Source organism: Streptomyces cyanogenus (assembly GCF_017526105.1).
GTDB classification, from domain to species: domain Bacteria; phylum Actinomycetota; class Actinomycetes; order Streptomycetales; family Streptomycetaceae; genus Streptomyces; species Streptomyces cyanogenus.
In genome coordinates this window covers 7,341,240-7,357,884 of record NZ_CP071839.1, presented here as the reverse complement: position 1 = coordinate 7,357,884, position 16,645 = coordinate 7,341,240, and the positions used below count along the sequence as shown (strand labels likewise).

The following is a 16,645-nucleotide window of genomic DNA, read 5'->3' as shown; positions in this document are numbered from 1 at the left end:
GCGATGGGGCGGGGCCGGGCGGCGGAGCCCCGGCCTGGGGCGGCCTGAGCGGTCCCGGCCGGGTCGCGCCGGGGCGGGGCCGGTCGCGGGTGTCAGGGCTGCGCGGGGCCGGTTCCGGGCCGCCGCCGAGCCGGTTCCGCGCCGTGGTTGTCGCCCGGACGGTTCGCACCGCCGCTGTCGCCGAGCCGGTTCCGCGCCGTCGCCGTCGCCGTCGCCCGGACGGTTCCCCGCCGTCACCGGGGCGGCACCGCGGCGGCGCCGGCCGTGCCCCGGCGCGGCGGGAGGCGCATGCCGGCAGCCGTACCGGTCGCGGCGGCGGGGCGGGGCCGGGCGGCGGAGCCCCGGCCTGGGGCGGCCTGAGCGGTCCCGGCCGGGTCGCGCCGGGGCGGGGCCGGTCGCGGGTGTCAGGGCTGCGCGGGGCCGGCCGTGGCGTGCGGTATGACCACGGACGTGGCCACCAGGCCCTCCCGTACGGTCCACCGGCCCTCGAAGACCTGGAGCCGCCGGCCGTCGATCAACGGGCCGGGGACGAGGAGTACGGCGCGCAGCGTGCCGTTCGCCGCGCCCTCGGTGTCCGGCTGCAGGGTGATGTCGGCCTCGGAGAAGTCCAGCCACTTACGGGTGAGCGGGAACCACGCCTTGTAGACGGACTCCTTCGCGCTGAACAGCAGCCGGTCCCAGTGCACGTCGGGCCACCGCGCGGCAAGCCGGTCGAGCCGCGTGGCCTCGGCGGGCAGGAAGACCGAGGGGCCGACGCCCTCCGGGAGCGGCCCGTGGGGTTCGGCGTCGATGCCGAGGGAGACCAGGTCGGCGGCGCGCACCAGGGCGGCGGCGCAGTAGCCGTCGCAGTGGGTCATGCTGCCGACCAGCCCGTCGGGCCAGCGCGGGGCGCCGCGTTCGCCGGTGAGCACCGGCTGCGGCGGCACGCCGAGCTTCTCCATGGCGCGCCGGGCGCAGCCGCGGACGGCGGCGAACTCACGCCGCCGCTTGGCCACCGAGCGAGCTACGAGCGCTTCCTCCGCCGGGTACAGCGGTGCGTCCCACAGCGGGTCGTCAGCGCGCGCCTCCACGGCCACGACCGACTCCGGGAGCAGCTCCTCGATCACCGGCTTCGACCTCCATCGGCAGGACACGGCGCAGCCTTCCCGGCTGGTCCGGGCGCTTGCGCCACTCGCGGGGATATCCGACGGAGACCTCCAGGAAGCGGACTCCGTCGTGCCAGGTGGTGCGGGGGATGTGCAGATGGCCGTAGACCATGGTGGCGACGCGGAAGCGGCGGTGCCAGTCCGCGGTCAGCGTGGTGCCGCACCACATGGCGAACTCCGGGTGCCACAGGACCTCGGTGGGGTGCCGGTCCAGCGGCCAGTGGCCGGCCAGCACGGTCGGCAGGTCCTCGGGCAGCTCGGCGAGCCTGCGCTCGGTCTCGGCGACCCGGGCCCGGCACCAGGCCTCCCGGCTCGGGTAGGGGTCGGGGTGCAGCAGGAACTCGTCGTTGCAGATGATGCCGGTGCTCTCGGCGTAGGCCAGGCCCTCCGCCTTGGTGGTGCTGCCGGCCGGCAGGTACGAGTAGTCGTACAGCAGGAAGAGCGGGGCGACGACGACCGGGCCGCCGGCGCCGCGCCACACCGGGTAGGGGTCCTCGGGGGTGACGACGCCCAGCTCGCGGCAGACCTCGACCAGGTGGTCGTAGCGGGCGGCGCCGCGCAGGGTGACCGGGTCGCTCGGATGGGTCCACAGCTCGTGGTTCCCCGGTGCCCACAGCACCTTGCGGAAGCGGCCGGCGAGCGTGCCGAGGGCCCAGCGGATGTCGGCCACGGTCTCCGCGACGTCCCCGGCCACGATCAGCCAGTCCTCGTCGCTGTGCGGACGCATCTCCTCGACCAGGGCGCGGTTGTCCGGATAGCTGATGTGCAGGTCGCTGATGGCCAGCAGCTGTCCGGCCCCGGCCGTCGACTCCACCTGCACACCCCTTCCGATCATCCGATGACACAACAAGAACACATCGACCGGTCCCCGGACAAGAGCAACCTGTCCGCGTGTCAGCTTCCGGCCGGGCCGGCGCCACGGGTCCGCGAGCGGCCGGGCCCCCGGAAATCCGTAACGCACGCGTTGCACGACGGGCCACTTGAAAGCCGTATGATCGCCCCGACACCAGCGCCCTCAACTCCCCCTTGTCAACGGGGCGGTTCGGTGACCCTTCCTTCCTCCTGCCCGGGCACGGGCCGCTTCGCCCTGCCCGCACACCCCGAAAGGCGGCCTGCATGCTCTCTCGCGTACGCGTCTGGCTCAACCGCACGTACGCGGAGAACGTGTTCTTCATGGATCAGCTGCGGAGGAATCCCGCCGACCGCGCGGTGGAGATCCACGCCACGCACGGCGACCCCGACTCCCCCGTGCTGGCCGCCGCCGACACCGCCGACCTGGAGCCGGAGGGCCTGTCCCCGGCCGCGTACGTCGAGTACGCCCTCGACCAGTGCGCCCGGCGCGGCATCGACGTGTTCGTGCCCCGGCTGCACCAGGCCGCGATCGTGGCGCACCGCGCCGAGTTCGCGGCGGCCGGTACGGCCCTGCTGGCCCCGACGCCGGAGGCGGTCGCCGTCTTCGAGGACAAGGCGACCGCGTACGAGGCGGTGCGCTCGGTGGGCGTTCCGGTGCCGCCGTGGCACCGGGTCCGGACGGCGGACGAACTCCTCGCCGCCGTCGAGGAGCTGGAGGCGGCCGGACACCGGCCCTGCTTCAAGCCGGCCGCCGGCGCGGGCGGGGTGGGCTTCCGGATGATCACCCGTACGCCCTTCTCGCTGGCGCACCTGACCGGCTTCCCGGGCCCGTACGTCCAGCTGGACCTGGTCGTCGAGGCACTGCGGCGGGCCGAGGAACCGGTGGACTGGCTGGTGATGCCGCGTCTTGAACAGCCCGAGGTGTCCGTCGACTGCCTGACCGGGCGCGACAACCGGGTGCGGCTCGCCGTGGGACGCACCAAGAACGGCCGCCGCCGGGGCTTCACCCTGGACGAGCGGTGGCTGGCGCCGGCCCGGCTGATCGCGGAGGGCTTCGGGCTGCACCACCTGTCGAACATCCAGTTCCGGATGCTCGGCGACCGGCCGGTGCTGCTGGACGTCAACACGAGGCCCGCCGGAGGCCTGCATCAGCTGTCGCTCTGTGGGGTGAACGCGCCGTGGGCGGCGGTGCAGCTGGCGCTCGGCGAGGACCCCGGGGTGATCGAGCCGCCGTTCCTCGGGCAGGACTACACGGTGGTGTCGGGGCCGCGTCCGCTGGCGCCCGCGGGGCTTCCGCGGCGGAGGGTGGAGTCCGGGGTTCTGCTGCCCGCCGTGCCGGCGCCCGCGCGGGCCGCCTCGGCGGGCGAGGTACTGCCGCTCTAGTCCGCCGGCCGGGGGCCGCCATGGCGTGTCCCGCGGTTCCCGTCGCCCTCCCCGGGCGGCCGGCCCAGGTATGGACCAATCCCGTTCGCCTTCTTGACAGGTTGATTGGTCCATACCAAATTCATTGGCGCACCAGGTTCCGCACTCCCCTGCACTCCCGAACACCCCACCCCCTCAGGGAGATAGCGTGCGCCACTTTCCCGGACGTCCCAGACGTCGGTTTCTCGCCCTGCTCGGCTCCGCCGCCCTCGCGCTCGGCGGGGCCGTCGCCCTCCCCGGCACCGCCCACGCGGCGAACCTCCTCACCAACCCCGGCTTCGAGTCGGGCGGCCTCTCCCCCTGGACCTGCACCGGCAACCTCGGCTCGGTCGTCTCCTCCCCCGTGCACGGCGGCGCCAAGGCGCTGCAGGGCGCGGTGACGTCCAGCGACAACGCCCAGTGCAGCCAGACCGTCGCCGTGCAGCCGAACACGACGTACAGCCTCAGCGGCTGGGTGCGCGGCAGTTACGTGTACCTCGGCGTCAACGGCGGTCCCTCCACCTGGACCACGTCCCCGTCGGCGTACGGCCAACTGAGCCTCACCTTCACCACCGGGGCATCGCAGACCAGCGCCACCCTCTACGTCCACGGCTGGTACGGCCAGGGCACCTACTACGCCGACGACATCAGCCTGGACGGCCCGGGCGGCGGTGGCGGCGGGGACACCCAGGCGCCGACCGCGCCCAGCGGGCTCGCCTCCACCGGGAAGACGTCGTCGAGCGTGTCGCTGAAGTGGAACGCCGCCACGGACAACGTGGGCGTGACGGCATACGACATCTACAGCGGGGCCAACCAGCTCCTGAGCGTCTCCGGGACGTCCGCCACGGTCGGCGGGCTGTCCCCCGGCACGAGCTACACCTTCACCGTGAAGGCGCGGGACGCGGCAGGCAACACCTCGCCCGCCTCCAACTCCGTGACGGTGACGACCGACCCGGGCAGCGGCGGGACCGGGTTCAAGCAGGCGGCGCCGTACCTGTACGAGGGCTGGGGCGATCCGCCGAACCCGACGACGGTGATGAGCGCGACCGGCGCCAAGTGGTTCACCATGGCGTTCGTGCTGGACTCCGGCGGCTGCACCCCGGCCTGGGACGGCCAGCGGGCACTGACCGGCGGGGTGGACCAGACGGCCGTCAACCAGATCCGGTCCGCCGGCGGTGACATCGTCCCGTCGTTCGGCGGCTGGCAGGGCAGCAAGCTCGGCGCCAACTGCTCCTCCGCGAGCGCGCTCGCCGGGGCGATCCAGAAGGTGGTCGGCGCCTACGGCCTGAAGGCCGTCGACTTCGACATCGAGAACACCGACGAGTTCGAGAACGAGGCCGTCCAGGCCAGGATCCTCACCGCGCTGAAGACGGTCAAGGCCAACAACCCGGGCCTGAAGACCATCGTCACCTTCGGCACGTCCACCACCGGGCCCACGTACTACGGCAACCGGCTCATCGAGCAGGCGCAGTCGCTGGGCGCGAACATCGACGTGTTCACCATCATGCCGTTCGACTTCGGCGGCGGTTCGGACATGTACGGCAACACGGTGAACGCGACGGAGGGGCTGAAGAACAAGCTGAAGTCCACCTTCGGCTGGGACGACGCCACCGCCTACGCCCACATCGGGATCTCCGGCATGAACGGCCTGTCCGACCAGCAGGAGACGACGACCCCCGCGATCTGGACGCAGATCCGGGACTGGGCGAACTCGCACCACATCGCACGGCTGGCCTTCTGGTCGGTCAACCGCGACCGGCCGTGCCCGGGCGGCGGCGTCACCTCGAACTGCTCCGGCATCGGCCAGAGCAACTGGCAGTTCACCTCCATCACGGCCGGCTTCACCGGCTGACGGTCGCCCGGAGTACGGCGGAGGGCCGCTCGGCGGAGCGGCCCTCCGCGCCTACGTCAGGTAGGCCAGGCCCGGATGGACCTCGGTGTACCGCTCGACCAGCCTGCGGGCCACGGTGACCGAGTCGACGAGCGGATGCAGCGCGAACGCCTTCACGGCGGTCGTCCGGGAACCCGACTCGGCGGCGGCGAGCACCTCGCGCTCGACGGCCTTGACCGAGCACACCAGGCCGGTGGCGTGCCCGGGCAGCGGATCGACGGCGAGCGGGTGGGCGCCGCTCGCGCCGACCAGGCAGGGGACCTCGACGACCGCGTCGGCGTCGAGGACCGGCAGGGTGGAGCGGTTGCGGACGTTGAGGATCAGGGTGGCGCGTTCGTCGCGGGCGATGGCCCGCATCAGCGCCAGCGCGACCTTCTCGTACCCGCCGGACAGGTCCTCGGCCTCGCGTTCGCCCGCGCCGGCGCTCTCCCGGTTCTCGGCCATGTACGTCGCCTCGCGCTCGGCGCGGGTACGGTCCCAGGCGCGCAGGGCGGAGACGCCGGGGTCCCCGGCCTCGGCGTAGAACCGGGCCTGCTGGTCGCGCAGGAAGGCGCCGCGGGTCTGCTCGGCCTCCTGGTAGGCGCGGACGGTCTCCCGGCCGAAGTAGTAGTAGTGCAGGTACTCGTTGGGGACGGCGCCGAGCGAGCGCAGCCAGTCGGCGCCGAACAGCCGGCCCTCCTCGAAGGAGCCGAGCAGCGCGGGATCGCCGAGCAGGCGCGGCAGTTCGTCGCGTCCGGCGACCCGCAGGGCGCGCACCCAGCCGAGGTGGTTGAGGCCGACGTAGTCGACGAAGGCCTCCTTCGGGTCGGCGCCGAGGACACGGGCGATACGGCGGCCGAGGCCGACCGGTGAGTCGCAGATGCCGATGACGCGGTCGCCGAGGTGGCGGGACATGGCCTCGGTGACCAGGCCGGCCGGGTTGGTGAAGTTGATGACCCAGGCGTCCGGGGCGAGGCGGGCCACGCGCCGGGCGATGTCGACGGCGACGGGGACCGTGCGCAGACCGTAGGCGATCCCGCCCGCACCGACGGTCTCCTGACCCAGTACGCCTTCCGCGAGCGCGACCCGTTCATCGTTCGCCCGGCCCTCCAGGCCTCCGACGCGGATCGCGGAGAAGACGAAGTCGGCGCCGCGCAGTGCCTCGTCCAGGTCGGTGGTGGCGGTCACCGTCGGGGCGTCGGGAACACCGGCGGCCTGTTCCGCCAGGACACGGGTCACCGCATACAACCGACGCTCGTCCGGATCCTGCAGAACGACGTCGGTGACCCGCCCCTCGGCACGGTCGGTCAGCAGTGCGCCGTACACCAGGGGAACCCGGAACCCGCCGCCACCCAGAATCGTCAGCTTCACACCGGCACCTCTCTTCCGCCTGCACCCTTCTAGCAGACCCCGGCCGCCCGGGGAGCACCAGCACGGCGTCGCGGACCACCGGCGGCCGGCGGCCCTGAAGTGCGCAGCCGAGTGGATCCGGGCGGCTTCACACGGTGAACTCGTCCGACCGGCACGGACTTTATTTGTTTCAAGTCTTGACGGCCACGGGGCCGGGGAGCACATTGGCGGCACCGTGAGAGCGCTCTCAAGCCGACTCCAGCCAGCGCATGGGAGCGCTCTCACGCCACCCGCACACTTCCCGTACCCGAGAGGCTCCCCATGAGCGCATCCTCCGGCCTGCCCAGACCCCGCCCGCTGCGGCGCGCGCTGGTCGCCGTCGCCGCCGCACTCGGCCTGGCCGCCGCCGTCGCCACGGCCGCCACCGCGCCCGCCAGCGCCTCCGCGCCCAGCCCGCCCTCCGGCTGGACGCAGGTCTTCGTGGACGACTTCAACGGCGCGGCCGGCTCCGGCGTCAACACCGCCGACTGGCAGTACGACACCGGGACCTCCTACCCCGGCGGTGCCGCCAACTGGGGCACCGGCGAGGTCGAGACGATGACGTCGAGCACCAGCAACGTCGCACTGGACGGGAACGGCAACCTGCTCATCACCCCGCGCCGCGACGCCTCCGGCCACTGGACCTCGGGCCGGATCGAGACCAACCGCACCGACTTCCAGCCCCCGGCCGGCGGGAAGCTGCGGGTGCAGGCCCGGATCCGGATGCCCGACGTCACCGGTGCGGCCGCCAAGGGTTACTGGCCGGCGTTCTGGATGCTCGGCGCGCCGTTCCGCGGCGACTACTGGAACTGGCCGGGCATCGGCGAGCTGGACATCATGGAGAACGTCCAGGGTCTGAACACCGACTGGGCCACGATGCACTGCGGCACCAACCCGGGAGGCCCGTGCAACGAGACCTCCGGCATCGGCAACTCCACCGCCTGCACCGGCACCACCTGTCAGGCCGGCTTCCACACCTACGCGATGGAGTGGGACCGCTCGACCAGTCCCGAGGAGATCCGCTTCTACCTCGACGGCGTCAACTTCCACACGGTGCGGGCGAACCAGGTCGACGCGACGACCTGGGCCAACGCCACGAACCACGGCTACTTCATCATCCTCAACGTCGCGATGGGCGGCGGCTTCCCGGACGCGTTCGGCGGCGGCCCGGACGGCGGCACCGAGCCCGGCCACCCGATGACCGTCGACTACGTGCAGGTGCTGCAGTCCTCCGGCGGCGGCACCACTCCCCCGCCGACCGGCAACCGGGACGCCTACGGCGCCATCCAGGCCGAGTCCTACGACAGCCAGTCCGGCGTCGTCCCGGAGACCACCACGGACACCGGCGGCGGCCAGGACATCGGCTCCCTCGCGAACGGCGACTGGGCGCTGTACAAGGGCGTCGCCTTCGGGTCGACGGCGGCCAGGCAGTTCTACGCGCGGGTCGCGAGCGGCGCGGCGAACGGGGTCAGCGGGCTGGTCGAGGTGCGCCTCGACAGCCGGAGCAACGCGCCCGTCGGCAGCTTCGCCGTGGGCAACACCGGGGGCTGGCAGTCCTGGCGGACGATCCCGGCCAACATCGGGGCGGTGACCGGCACGCACGACGTCTACCTCACCTTCACCAGCGGCCAGCCGGCCGACTTCGTGAACGTGAACTGGTTCGACTTCGGACACTGACCGGGAAGGAGGCGGCGGCGCCGGGGAGTTGACCTTCACGTATGCGTCAACCCTTAGCGTCGCCGCCATGACGACCACACCAGCCTCCGCCCGCACCGGACTCCAGGCCCGCCTCGCCGCCCGCCCACACGGACTGCCCGCACCCGGCGACCTGGAGATCGTCGAGGTGGCCGTACCGGATCCGACGCCCGGCCAGGTCCTCGTCCGCAATCTGTTCCTCTCCCTCGACCCCGGCATGCTGCTGCTGATGGCTGAAGGGAGCCGGCTGCCGCTGCCCCGCTACGAGATCGGCGCGCCGATGCACGGGGACGCGGTCGGCGAGGTCCTCCTCTCCGCTCATCCCTCGCTCTGCCCGGGGGACCTGGTGGTGCACCGGCTCGGCTGGCGGGAGTACGCGGTGTCCGACGCGGGGGCGTTCCGGCGGGTCGACCGGGACGCCTACCCGAGCCCCTCCCTGCACCTCGGCTTCGGGCTCGTCGCCTACGTGGGCCTCATGGAGGTGGCCCGGCTCAGGCCCGGCGACACGGTCTTCGTCTCCAGCGCGGCCGGCGCGATCGGCTCCCTGGCCGGGCAGATCGCCCGGCTGACCGGGGCGCGGCGGGTGGTCGGCAGCGCCGGCTCGGCGGCGAAGGTGGCGCACGTGACCGGGCGGCTCGGCTTCGACGCGGCCTTCGACCACCACGACGGGCCCGTCCTGGACCGGCTCCGGGAGGCCGCGCCCGACGGCATCGACGTGTACTTCGACAACGTCGGCGGCGAGCAACTGCGGGCCGCGGTCGAGGTGATGAACGAGCACGGCCGGATCGCCCTGTGCGGAGCCCTGCAGCACCAGTCCACGGGCCGGCCCGATCCCGGACCCGGCGATCCGGTGCGGATCATCGCCAAGCGGCTGACCCTGCGCGGCTTCACGGTCCGCGAACACCTCGACAAGGCGGCGGAGTTCGGCCAGCGGTTCCGGGGCTGGCTGCGCGACGGCTCGATCGTGTACGACGAGACGGTGGTCGACGGCCTGGTCAACGCGCCCGCGGCGCTGACCGACCTGGTGCGCGGCCGGTACACCGGGAAGACCGTGGTGCGGCTGGGTGTTGGGGACGGCCGTGATGCTGATCGGTGAACTCGCCTCCGCGACGGGCACGACGACCCGCACCCTGCGCTACTACGAGGAGGAGGGTCTGCTGGAGTCCGGGCGGACCGCGGGCGGGTACCGGGTCTACGGGCCCGAGGCGGTCGTCCGGGTCCGCAATGTGCGGGACCTGCTCGGGTCCGGGTTCACGGTGGCGGACGTGAAATCCTTCGTCCGTTACCTCGACAGCGACCTGCCCGAGGTGTTCGCGTACGCGGAGTCCTGCGCGGCCCACTACGAGGTGGGCGCGCGCCGGGTGGCCGAGCTGCAGGAACGGATCGAGGCGCTGACCCGGATGCGGGACACCCTCGTGCACCGGATGCCGTGGCTGGCCGCTGACGCGGTGGACCGGCGGGCCGGAACGGCCTAGCGCAGCTCGGCCCGGAACGCCACCGGGGTCTGCCCGGTGTGCAGCTGGAAGAATTTGGAGAAGTTGGCCGCGTCGGGGAAGCCCACGGCCGCCCCGACGCGGCCGATGGGCAGATCGGTGTGGGCGAGGAGGCGTTTGGCCTCCAGGACGACGCGCTTGTCGATGAAACCCTTCGGCGTCTCGCCGGTGGCCGCGCGGACGGCGCGGACCAGGGTGCGCCGGGAGTAGCCGAGGGCGTCGGCGTAGGCGCTGACGCTGTGGTTGGTGGGGAAGTCCTGCTCGACGGCGTCCCGGAAGCGGGTGAAGGTGCTGTCGGCGTGCAGCCGGGAGGTCTCCGCCGCGCTGGTGGTGAGATGGGCGAGGCGCAGCAGGCAGGCGGTCAGGGTGTGCCGCAGGACGGCCGTGTGCAGGCTGAGCGGGAGCGTGGCGGTGTCCTCGTACTCGCGGCGCAGCTGGTCGAGGGCCGACCGGAGCGCGGTGAGCTGCGCGGGGTCGGGGTGCAGCAGCGGCGGCAGGTCGTAGCGGTACAGGCCGGCGGCCTCGACGGTGGCACGCGGCAGGAAGCCGGGCTGCATGGTCAGGACGGTTCCGCGGTACACGGATTCGCGGGAGAACCGGTGGACCTGTCCGGGGCGGATCCACAGCAGGTCGCCGGCGCCGGCCTCGTACTCGGCGAAGTCGATCATGTGCCGGACGGGGCCGTCGGTGAAGAGCATGACGACGTGGAAGTCGATGCGGTGGACGCGGTGCAGGGGGGCGTCGGCGTGCCAGCGGCGCTCGGTGCCCATGGGGCCGACCTGCATGCCGACGCCGCCGACGGCCAGCTCGGCCGGGAAGGGGAAGGTTCTGATCCCGTCACCCTCAGCTTGGTCTCTTATGACTGCCATGTCCTTTTCATGCCGTCCCGGTAGCGCGATCACTGTCCCAGATTCACCACAGGCTGACACACCCCTCCCTTTCTTCGAAAAAGTCAGACTTTTAAGTTTGAACGCGTCCGGCCAGCCACTCCGCACTGAACGAGGACTTCTTGAAGATGACGACGCAGACTCCCGACGGCTTCGAGTGGACCGACCTCGACCGGCGCGCCGTGGACACGGCCCGACTTCTGGCGGCCGACGCGGTGCAGAAGGTGGGCAACGGACACCCGGGCACCGCGATGAGCCTGGCCCCTGCCGCGTACACGATCTTTCAGAAGGTGATGCGTCACGACCCGGCCGACCCCGAGTGGGCCGGCCGTGACCGGTTCGTGCTCTCCCCCGGCCACACCTCGCTGACCCTCTACACGCAGCTGCACCTCGCCGGGTACGAGCTGGAGCTGGACGACCTGAAGGCCTTCCGCACCCACGGCTCGAAGACGCCGGGCCACCCCGAGTACGGGCACACCGCCGGCGTGGAGACCACCACCGGCCCGCTCGGCCAGGGCGTCGCCAACGCCGTCGGCATGGCGATGGCCGCCCGCTACGAGCGCGGCCTGTTCGACCCCGACACCCCGGCCGGCACCTCCCCGTTCGACCACACGATCTGGGCGATCGTCTCCGACGGCGACCTGGAGGAGGGCGTCTCCGCCGAGGCCTCCTCCCTCGCCGGCCACCAGAAGCTCGGCAACCTGGTCTTCCTCTACGACGACAACCACATCTCCATCGAGGGCGACACCGCGACCGCGTTCTCCGAGGACGTGCTGAAGCGGTACGAGGCCTACGGCTGGCACGTCCAGCGCGTCGAGCCCACCGCCGAGGGCGACGTCGACGCCCCCGCCCTGTACCGGGCGCTGCGGGCCGCGCAGGCCGAGACCGGGCGGCCCTCGATCATCGCGATGCGCACGATCATCGCCTGGCCCGCCCCGAACGCGCGGAACACCGAGGCCTCCCACGGCTCCGCGCTCGGCGAGGAGGAGATCGCCGCCACCAAGCGCCTCCTCGGCTTCGACCCGGAGCAGACCTTCGAGGTGGCCGACGAGGTCCTGGAGCACACCCGCCGGGCCCTGGAGCGGGGCGCCGAGGCGCACGCGGCCTGGGACAAGCGGATCGCCGAGTGGCGCGCCGCCCAGCCGGAGCGGGCCGAGCTGTTCGACCGCGTGAGCAAGGGCGAGCTGCCCGCGGGCTGGGAGGACGCCCTGCCCGTCTTCGAGGAGGGCAAGTCGGTCGCCACCCGCGCCGCCTCCGGCAAGGTGCTCCAGGCACTGGGCCCGGTCCTGCCCGAGCTGTGGGGCGGCTCCGCCGACCTGGCCGGCTCCAACAACACGACCATCGACAGGACCAGCTCCTTCCTGCCCGAGGGCAACCCGCTGCCCGAGGCCCACCCGTACGGCCGTACCGTGCACTTCGGCATCCGCGAGTTCTCCATGGCCGCGGAGATGAACGGCATCGCCCTGCACGGCAACACCCGCGTCTACGGCGGCACCTTCCTCGTCTTCTCCGACTACATGCGCAACGCCGTGCGCATGTCGGCCCTGATGCAGCTGCCGGTGACGTACGTGTGGACCCACGACTCCATCGGCCTCGGCGAGGACGGCCCCACCCACCAGCCGGTCGAGCACCTGGCCTCGCTGCGCGCCATCCCGGGCCTGAACGTCGTCCGCCCGGCGGACGCCAACGAGACCGCGATCGCCTGGGCCGAGATCCTGAAGAGGCACGCCACGCACCCCGCCCCGCACGGGCTCGCGCTCACCCGCCAGGGCGTGCCGGTGTACGCGCCCGACGAGGACGCGGCCAAGGGCGGCTACGTCCTGCGCGAGTCCTCGACCCAGGTCCCGGAGGTGATCATCATCGCGACGGGTTCCGAGGTGCAGCTGGCCGTGGCCGCGCGGGAGCAGCTGGAGGCCGAGGGAATCGGCACCCGGGTGGTGTCCATGCCGTCCGTGGAGTGGTTCGAGGAGCAGCCGCGCGCCTACCGCGAGCGGGTGCTGCCGCCGGCCGTGAAGGCCCGGGTCGCCGTCGAGGCCGGGGTCGGCCTGACCTGGTACCGGTTCGTGGGCGACGCGGGACGCATCGTCTCGCTGGAGCACTTCGGTGCCTCCGCGGACGCCAAGACCCTCTTCGCCGAGTTCGGCTTCACCCCCCAGAACGTCGCCGCCGCGGCCCGCGAGTCGCTCGCCGCCGCACGCGCCTGACACCGACGTCCCCACCGACGCGAAAGAAAGATGATCACAGTGACCGAAGCAGTTGCGACCCCGGGAGCCCTCAAGCGCCTCGCCGACGAGGGCGTGTCGATCTGGCTGGACGACCTGTCCCGCAAGCGGATCACCTCGGGCGGCCTCGCCGAGCTGGTGGCGAGCGGAAGCGTCGTCGGTGTCACCACCAACCCCTCCATCTTCCAGGCCGCCATCGGCTCCGGAGAGGGCTACGAGGAGCAGCTGGCCGACCTCGCCGTGCGGGGTGTGACGGTCGACGAGGCGGTGCGGATGATGACGACCGCCGACGTGCGGGCCGCCGCCGACCTTCTGGAGCCCGTCTACACGGCCACCGGTGGCCGTGACGGCCGGGTCTCCATCGAGGTCGACCCGCGCCTCGCCCACGACACCGAGGCCACGGTCGCCGAGGCCAAGCAGCTGGCCTGGCTGGTCGACCGCCCCAACGTGATGATCAAGATTCCGGCGACCGAGGCGGGCCTGCCGGCGATCACCGAGGTCATAGGCCACGGCATCAGCGTGAACGTGACGCTGATCTTCTCCCTGGAGCGCTACCGGGCGGTCATGGACGCCTACCTGGCCGGTCTGGAGAAGGCCCGCGAGCGGGGCATGGACCTGTCCACGATCCACTCGGTGGCGTCCTTCTTCGTCTCCCGTGTGGACTCCGAGATCGACAAGCGGCTGACCGCCCTCGGCACCGACGAGGCGCTCGCCCTCAAGGGCCGCGCGGCCCTCGCCAACGCCCGTCTGGCCTACGAGGCCTACGAGGAGGTGTTCGGCTCCGCCGGCGACGCGGCACGGCCTTCCGGCCGCTGGCCGGCCCTCGCCCGGGACAGGGCGAACAAGCAGCGCCCGCTGTGGGCGTCCACCGGTGTGAAGGACCCCGCGTACAAGGACACTCTGTACGTGGACGAACTGGTCGCGCCGGGGACCGTCAACACCATGCCGGAGGCCACGCTGAACGCGGTCGCCGACCACGGCGAGATCACCGGCGACACGGTGACCGGCGGCTACGCACAGGCCCGCGCCGACCTGGCCGCGGTCGAGCGGCTCGGCATCTCCTACGACGAGGTCGTCCGGCAGCTGGAGAACGAGGGTGTCGCCAAGTTCGAGGTGGCCTGGCAGGACCTTCTGCACGCCGTAGCGAAGTCCCTGAAGAGCAAGGGAGTTGACGCCCGATGACCGACAACGCACCCGCCCAGGCGCCCGCACCCGAGGAGGTGCGCGTGCCGGTGGGGCCGGCCGCCGACTGGGTGAACCCGCTGCGGGACGCCCGCGACCGCCGGCTCCCCCGGATCGCCGGCCCCTCGGGCCTGGTCATCTTCGGAGTCACCGGTGACCTGTCCCGCAAGAAGCTGATGCCGGCCGTCTACGACCTGGCCAACCGCGGTCTGCTGCCGCCGGGCTTCTCCCTCGTCGGGTTCGCCCGCCGGGACTGGGCCGACCAGGACTTCGCCCAGGTCGTGCACGACGCCGTGAAGGAGCACGCCCGCACCCCGTTCCGCGAGGAGGTGTGGCAGCAGCTCGCCGAGGGCATGCGGTTCATCCCCGGCGACTTCGACGACGACACCGCGTTCAAGCAGCTCAAGGACGCCGTCGAGGAGCTGGACGCCTCCCGCGGCACCGGCGGCAACTTCGCCTTCTACCTCTCGGTGCCGCCGAAGTTCTTCCCGAAGGTCGTCCAGCAGCTCAAGAAGCACGGACTGGCGAACCCGCCGCAGGGCGCGTGGCGGCGCGCCGTCATCGAGAAGCCGTTCGGTCACGACCTGGCCAGCGCCATCGAGCTGAACAAGATCGTGCACGAGGTGTTCGAGCCGGACCAGGTGTTCCGGATCGACCACTACCTCGGCAAGGAGACGGTCCAGAACATCCTGGCGCTGCGCTTCGCCAACCAGATGTACGAGCCGATCTGGAACCGGTCGTACGTCGACCACGTGCAGATCACGATGGCCGAGGACATCGGCATCGGCGGCCGGGCCGGCTACTACGACGGCATCGGCGCCGCCCGCGACGTCATCCAGAACCACCTGCTGCAGCTGATGGCGCTCACCGCCATGGAGGAGCCGATCGCGTTCGACGCGGAGGCGCTGCTCACCGAGAAGCTGAAGGTGCTGAAGTCGGTGCGCCTGCCGGAGGACCTGGGCCGGCACACCGTGCGCGGCCAGTACGCGACCGGATGGCAGGGCGGCGAGAAGGTCGTGGGCTACCTCCAGGAGGACGGCATCGACCCCAAGTCGAAGACCGACACCTTCGCCGCGGTCAAGCTGGGCATCGACAACCGCCGCTGGGCGGGCGTCCCCTTCTACCTGCGCACCGGCAAGCGCCTCGGCCGCCGGGTCACCGAGATCGCGGTGGTCTTCAAGCGGGCCCCGCACTCCCCGTTCGACTCCACCGCCACCGAGGAACTCGGCCAGAACGCGATCGTCATCCGCGTCCAGCCCGACGAGGGCATGACCGTGCGGTTCGGTTCGAAGGTGCCGGGCACATCGATGGAGATCCGGGACGTGTCGATGGACTTCGCCTACGGCGAGTCGTTCACCGAGTCGAGCCCGGAGGCGTACGAGCGGCTCATCCTGGACGTGCTGCTCGGCGATGCCAACCTGTTCCCCCGCCACCAGGAAGTGGAAGAGTCCTGGAAGATCCTCGACCCGATCGAGGAGTACTGGGCGGCGCACGGCAGGCCGGCGCAGTACGCGTCGGGCAGCTGGGGACCGAGTGAAGCCGACGAGATGCTCGCACGAGACGGACGGAGCTGGCGCAGGCCATGAAGATCGACCTGACCGACACCACGGCAAGCAAGATCAACAAGGCGCTGGTGCAGGGCCGCCGCGCCATCGGCACGCCCGCGGTGGGCATGGTCCTGACGATGGTGATCGTCACGGACGAGGAGAACGCCTACGACTCGATCAAGGCGGCCGAGGAGGCCTCGCACGAGCACCCCTCGCGCACCCTGGTCGTCATCCGGCGCCAGGCCCGCACCCTGCGCGACCGCACCCACTCCCGGCTCGACGCCGAGGTCCGGGTCGGCTCCGAGGCCGGCACCGGCGAGACGGTCGTGCTGCGCACCTACGGCGAGGTGTCCGACCACGCCGACTCGGTGGTGCTGCCGCTGCTGCTGCCGGACGCCCCGGTGGTCGTGTGGTGGCCGGGGGACGCCCCCGAGGCCCCCGCCAAGGACCCGCTGGGCGCGCTCGCCCAGCGCCGGATCACCGACCTGTACGCCGTCGAGCGGCCTCTGGAGGCGCTGAACGTCCGGGCCCGCACCTACGCCCCCGGCGACACCGACCTCGCCTGGACCCGGCTGACCCTGTGGCGGTCGATGCTGGCCGCGGCCCTGGACCAGGCCCGGGTGAAGGTGGCCTCGGCGGCCGTCGAGGCCGAGGCCGACAACCCCAGCGCCGAGCTGCTCGCCCGCTGGCTCCAGGCCCGCCTGGGCGTCCCGGTGGAGCGGGTGCAGAGCGCGGGCCCGTTCGTGACGGCCGTCCGCCTCGGCACCGCGAACGGCGAGATCGTCGTCGACCGCCCCGAGGGCCCGCTGGCCACGCTGACCCTGCCGGGCCAGCCGCCGCGCACCCTCGCGCTGAAGGTCCGCCCCACCTCCGAACTGATCGCCGAGGAGCTGCGCCGCCTCGACGCCGACGAGATGTACGCCATCGCCCTGCAGGGCGAGGCCGCCAAGGAGAACGCCTGA

Annotated in this window: 13 protein-coding genes; 9 read left to right on the top strand and 4 right to left on the bottom strand. The window is 72.2% G+C overall.

Annotated elements, in window-relative coordinates:
* Positions 1 to 404: 404 nt before the first annotated feature.
* Positions 405 to 1,106, bottom strand: a complete 702-nt coding sequence (locus tag S1361_RS32995) for a 4'-phosphopantetheinyl transferase family protein (RefSeq protein WP_208035525.1) — start codon at positions 1,104 to 1,106, stop codon at positions 405 to 407.
* The gene (locus S1361_RS32990) at positions 1,054 to 1,959 is read right to left on the bottom strand and encodes a metallophosphoesterase family protein (RefSeq protein ID WP_208035524.1); all 906 of its coding nucleotides are present in this window, start codon (positions 1,957 to 1,959) and stop codon (positions 1,054 to 1,056) included. The genes S1361_RS32995 and S1361_RS32990 overlap by 53 nt, the downstream gene beginning before the upstream one ends.
* Before the next feature lie 302 nt (positions 1,960 to 2,261).
* Here S1361_RS32990 and S1361_RS32985 point away from each other — a divergent pair, with 302 nt between their 5' ends.
* Positions 2,262 to 3,380, top strand: coding sequence for an ATP-grasp domain-containing protein (locus tag S1361_RS32985; RefSeq protein ID WP_208035523.1), 1,119 nt, complete (start codon positions 2,262 to 2,264; stop codon positions 3,378 to 3,380).
* A gap of 187 nt (positions 3,381 to 3,567) precedes the next feature.
* Positions 3,568 to 5,250 carry a carbohydrate binding domain-containing protein gene (locus S1361_RS32980; RefSeq protein ID WP_208035522.1) on the top strand — a complete coding sequence of 561 codons (1,683 nt, stop codon included), beginning with the start codon at positions 3,568 to 3,570 and terminating at the stop codon, positions 5,248 to 5,250.
* Between the two features lie 51 nt (positions 5,251 to 5,301).
* Here the strand turns inward: S1361_RS32980 and S1361_RS32975 are convergent, their stop codons facing one another.
* A complete protein-coding gene (locus S1361_RS32975) occupies positions 5,302 to 6,639 on the bottom strand; it encodes a 6-phospho-beta-glucosidase (RefSeq protein ID WP_208035521.1) in 1,338 nt (445 codons plus the stop codon).
* A 300-nt stretch (positions 6,640 to 6,939) separates the two neighbouring features.
* Here S1361_RS32975 and S1361_RS32970 point away from each other — a divergent pair, with 300 nt between their 5' ends.
* The 3 genes from S1361_RS32970 (at position 6,940) to S1361_RS32960 (ending at position 9,827) form a co-directional block, all read left to right on the top strand.
* Entirely contained in the window at positions 6,940 to 8,334 is a 1,395-nt protein-coding gene (locus tag S1361_RS32970; RefSeq protein ID WP_208035520.1) for a glycoside hydrolase family 16 protein, read from the top strand.
* A 67-nt stretch (positions 8,335 to 8,401) separates the two neighbouring features.
* Entirely contained in the window at positions 8,402 to 9,448 is a 1,047-nt protein-coding gene (locus tag S1361_RS32965; protein WP_208035519.1) for an NADP-dependent oxidoreductase, read from the top strand.
* Entirely contained in the window at positions 9,435 to 9,827 is a 393-nt protein-coding gene (locus tag S1361_RS32960) for a MerR family transcriptional regulator (protein ID WP_208035518.1), read from the top strand. Before S1361_RS32965 ends, S1361_RS32960 begins: the two co-directional genes overlap by 14 nt.
* Here S1361_RS32960 and S1361_RS32955 read toward each other — a convergent pair.
* Positions 9,824 to 10,714 (bottom strand): helix-turn-helix domain-containing protein, encoded by an 891-nt coding sequence (locus S1361_RS32955; protein ID WP_208035517.1) that lies wholly within the window; start codon positions 10,712 to 10,714, stop codon positions 9,824 to 9,826. The genes S1361_RS32960 and S1361_RS32955 overlap by 4 nt on opposite strands.
* 146 nt (positions 10,715 to 10,860) lie before the next feature.
* On the opposite strand from S1361_RS32955, the gene tkt reads away from it, so the two are divergent.
* The 4 genes from tkt to opcA are packed head-to-tail and all read left to right on the top strand — an operon-like array spanning position 10,861 to position 16,645.
* Positions 10,861 to 12,936, top strand: coding sequence for a transketolase (tkt, locus tag S1361_RS32950; protein WP_208035516.1), 2,076 nt, complete (start codon positions 10,861 to 10,863; stop codon positions 12,934 to 12,936).
* Between the two features lie 30 nt (positions 12,937 to 12,966).
* Positions 12,967 to 14,136 carry a transaldolase gene (tal, locus tag S1361_RS32945; protein WP_208035515.1) on the top strand — a complete coding sequence of 390 codons (1,170 nt, stop codon included), beginning with the start codon at positions 12,967 to 12,969 and terminating at the stop codon, positions 14,134 to 14,136.
* Complete coding sequence (zwf, locus tag S1361_RS32940; protein ID WP_208035514.1) at positions 14,133 to 15,722, top strand: glucose-6-phosphate dehydrogenase; 1,590 nt, start codon at positions 14,133 to 14,135, stop codon at positions 15,720 to 15,722. Before tal ends, zwf begins: the two co-directional genes overlap by 4 nt.
* Positions 15,719 to 16,645: a glucose-6-phosphate dehydrogenase assembly protein OpcA gene (opcA, locus tag S1361_RS32935; protein ID WP_208035513.1), complete on the top strand. Its 927-nt coding sequence runs from the start codon at positions 15,719 to 15,721 to the stop codon at positions 16,643 to 16,645. Before zwf ends, opcA begins: the two co-directional genes overlap by 4 nt.

What these genes read in the sequence shown, in the direction of transcription:
- zwf (WP_208035514.1), top strand. Translation starts at nt 14,133, where the DNA reads ATGACCGACAACGCACCCGCCCAGGCGCCCGCACCCGAGGAGGTGCGC.
- S1361_RS32970 (WP_208035520.1), top strand. Translation starts at nt 6,940, where the DNA reads ATGAGCGCATCCTCCGGCCTGCCCAGACCCCGCCCGCTGCGGCGCGCG.
- tkt (WP_208035516.1), top strand. Translation starts at nt 10,861, where the DNA reads ATGACGACGCAGACTCCCGACGGCTTCGAGTGGACCGACCTCGACCGG.
- S1361_RS32960 (WP_208035518.1), top strand. Translation starts at nt 9,435, where the DNA reads ATGCTGATCGGTGAACTCGCCTCCGCGACGGGCACGACGACCCGCACC.
- S1361_RS32985 (WP_208035523.1), top strand. Translation starts at nt 2,262, where the DNA reads ATGCTCTCTCGCGTACGCGTCTGGCTCAACCGCACGTACGCGGAGAAC.
- S1361_RS32955 (WP_208035517.1), bottom strand. Translation starts at nt 10,714, where the DNA reads ATGGCAGTCATAAGAGACCAAGCTGAGGGTGACGGGATCAGAACCTTC.
- tal (WP_208035515.1), top strand. Translation starts at nt 12,967, where the DNA reads ATGATCACAGTGACCGAAGCAGTTGCGACCCCGGGAGCCCTCAAGCGC.
- S1361_RS32965 (WP_208035519.1), top strand. Translation starts at nt 8,402, where the DNA reads ATGACGACCACACCAGCCTCCGCCCGCACCGGACTCCAGGCCCGCCTC.
- opcA (WP_208035513.1), top strand. Translation starts at nt 15,719, where the DNA reads ATGAAGATCGACCTGACCGACACCACGGCAAGCAAGATCAACAAGGCG.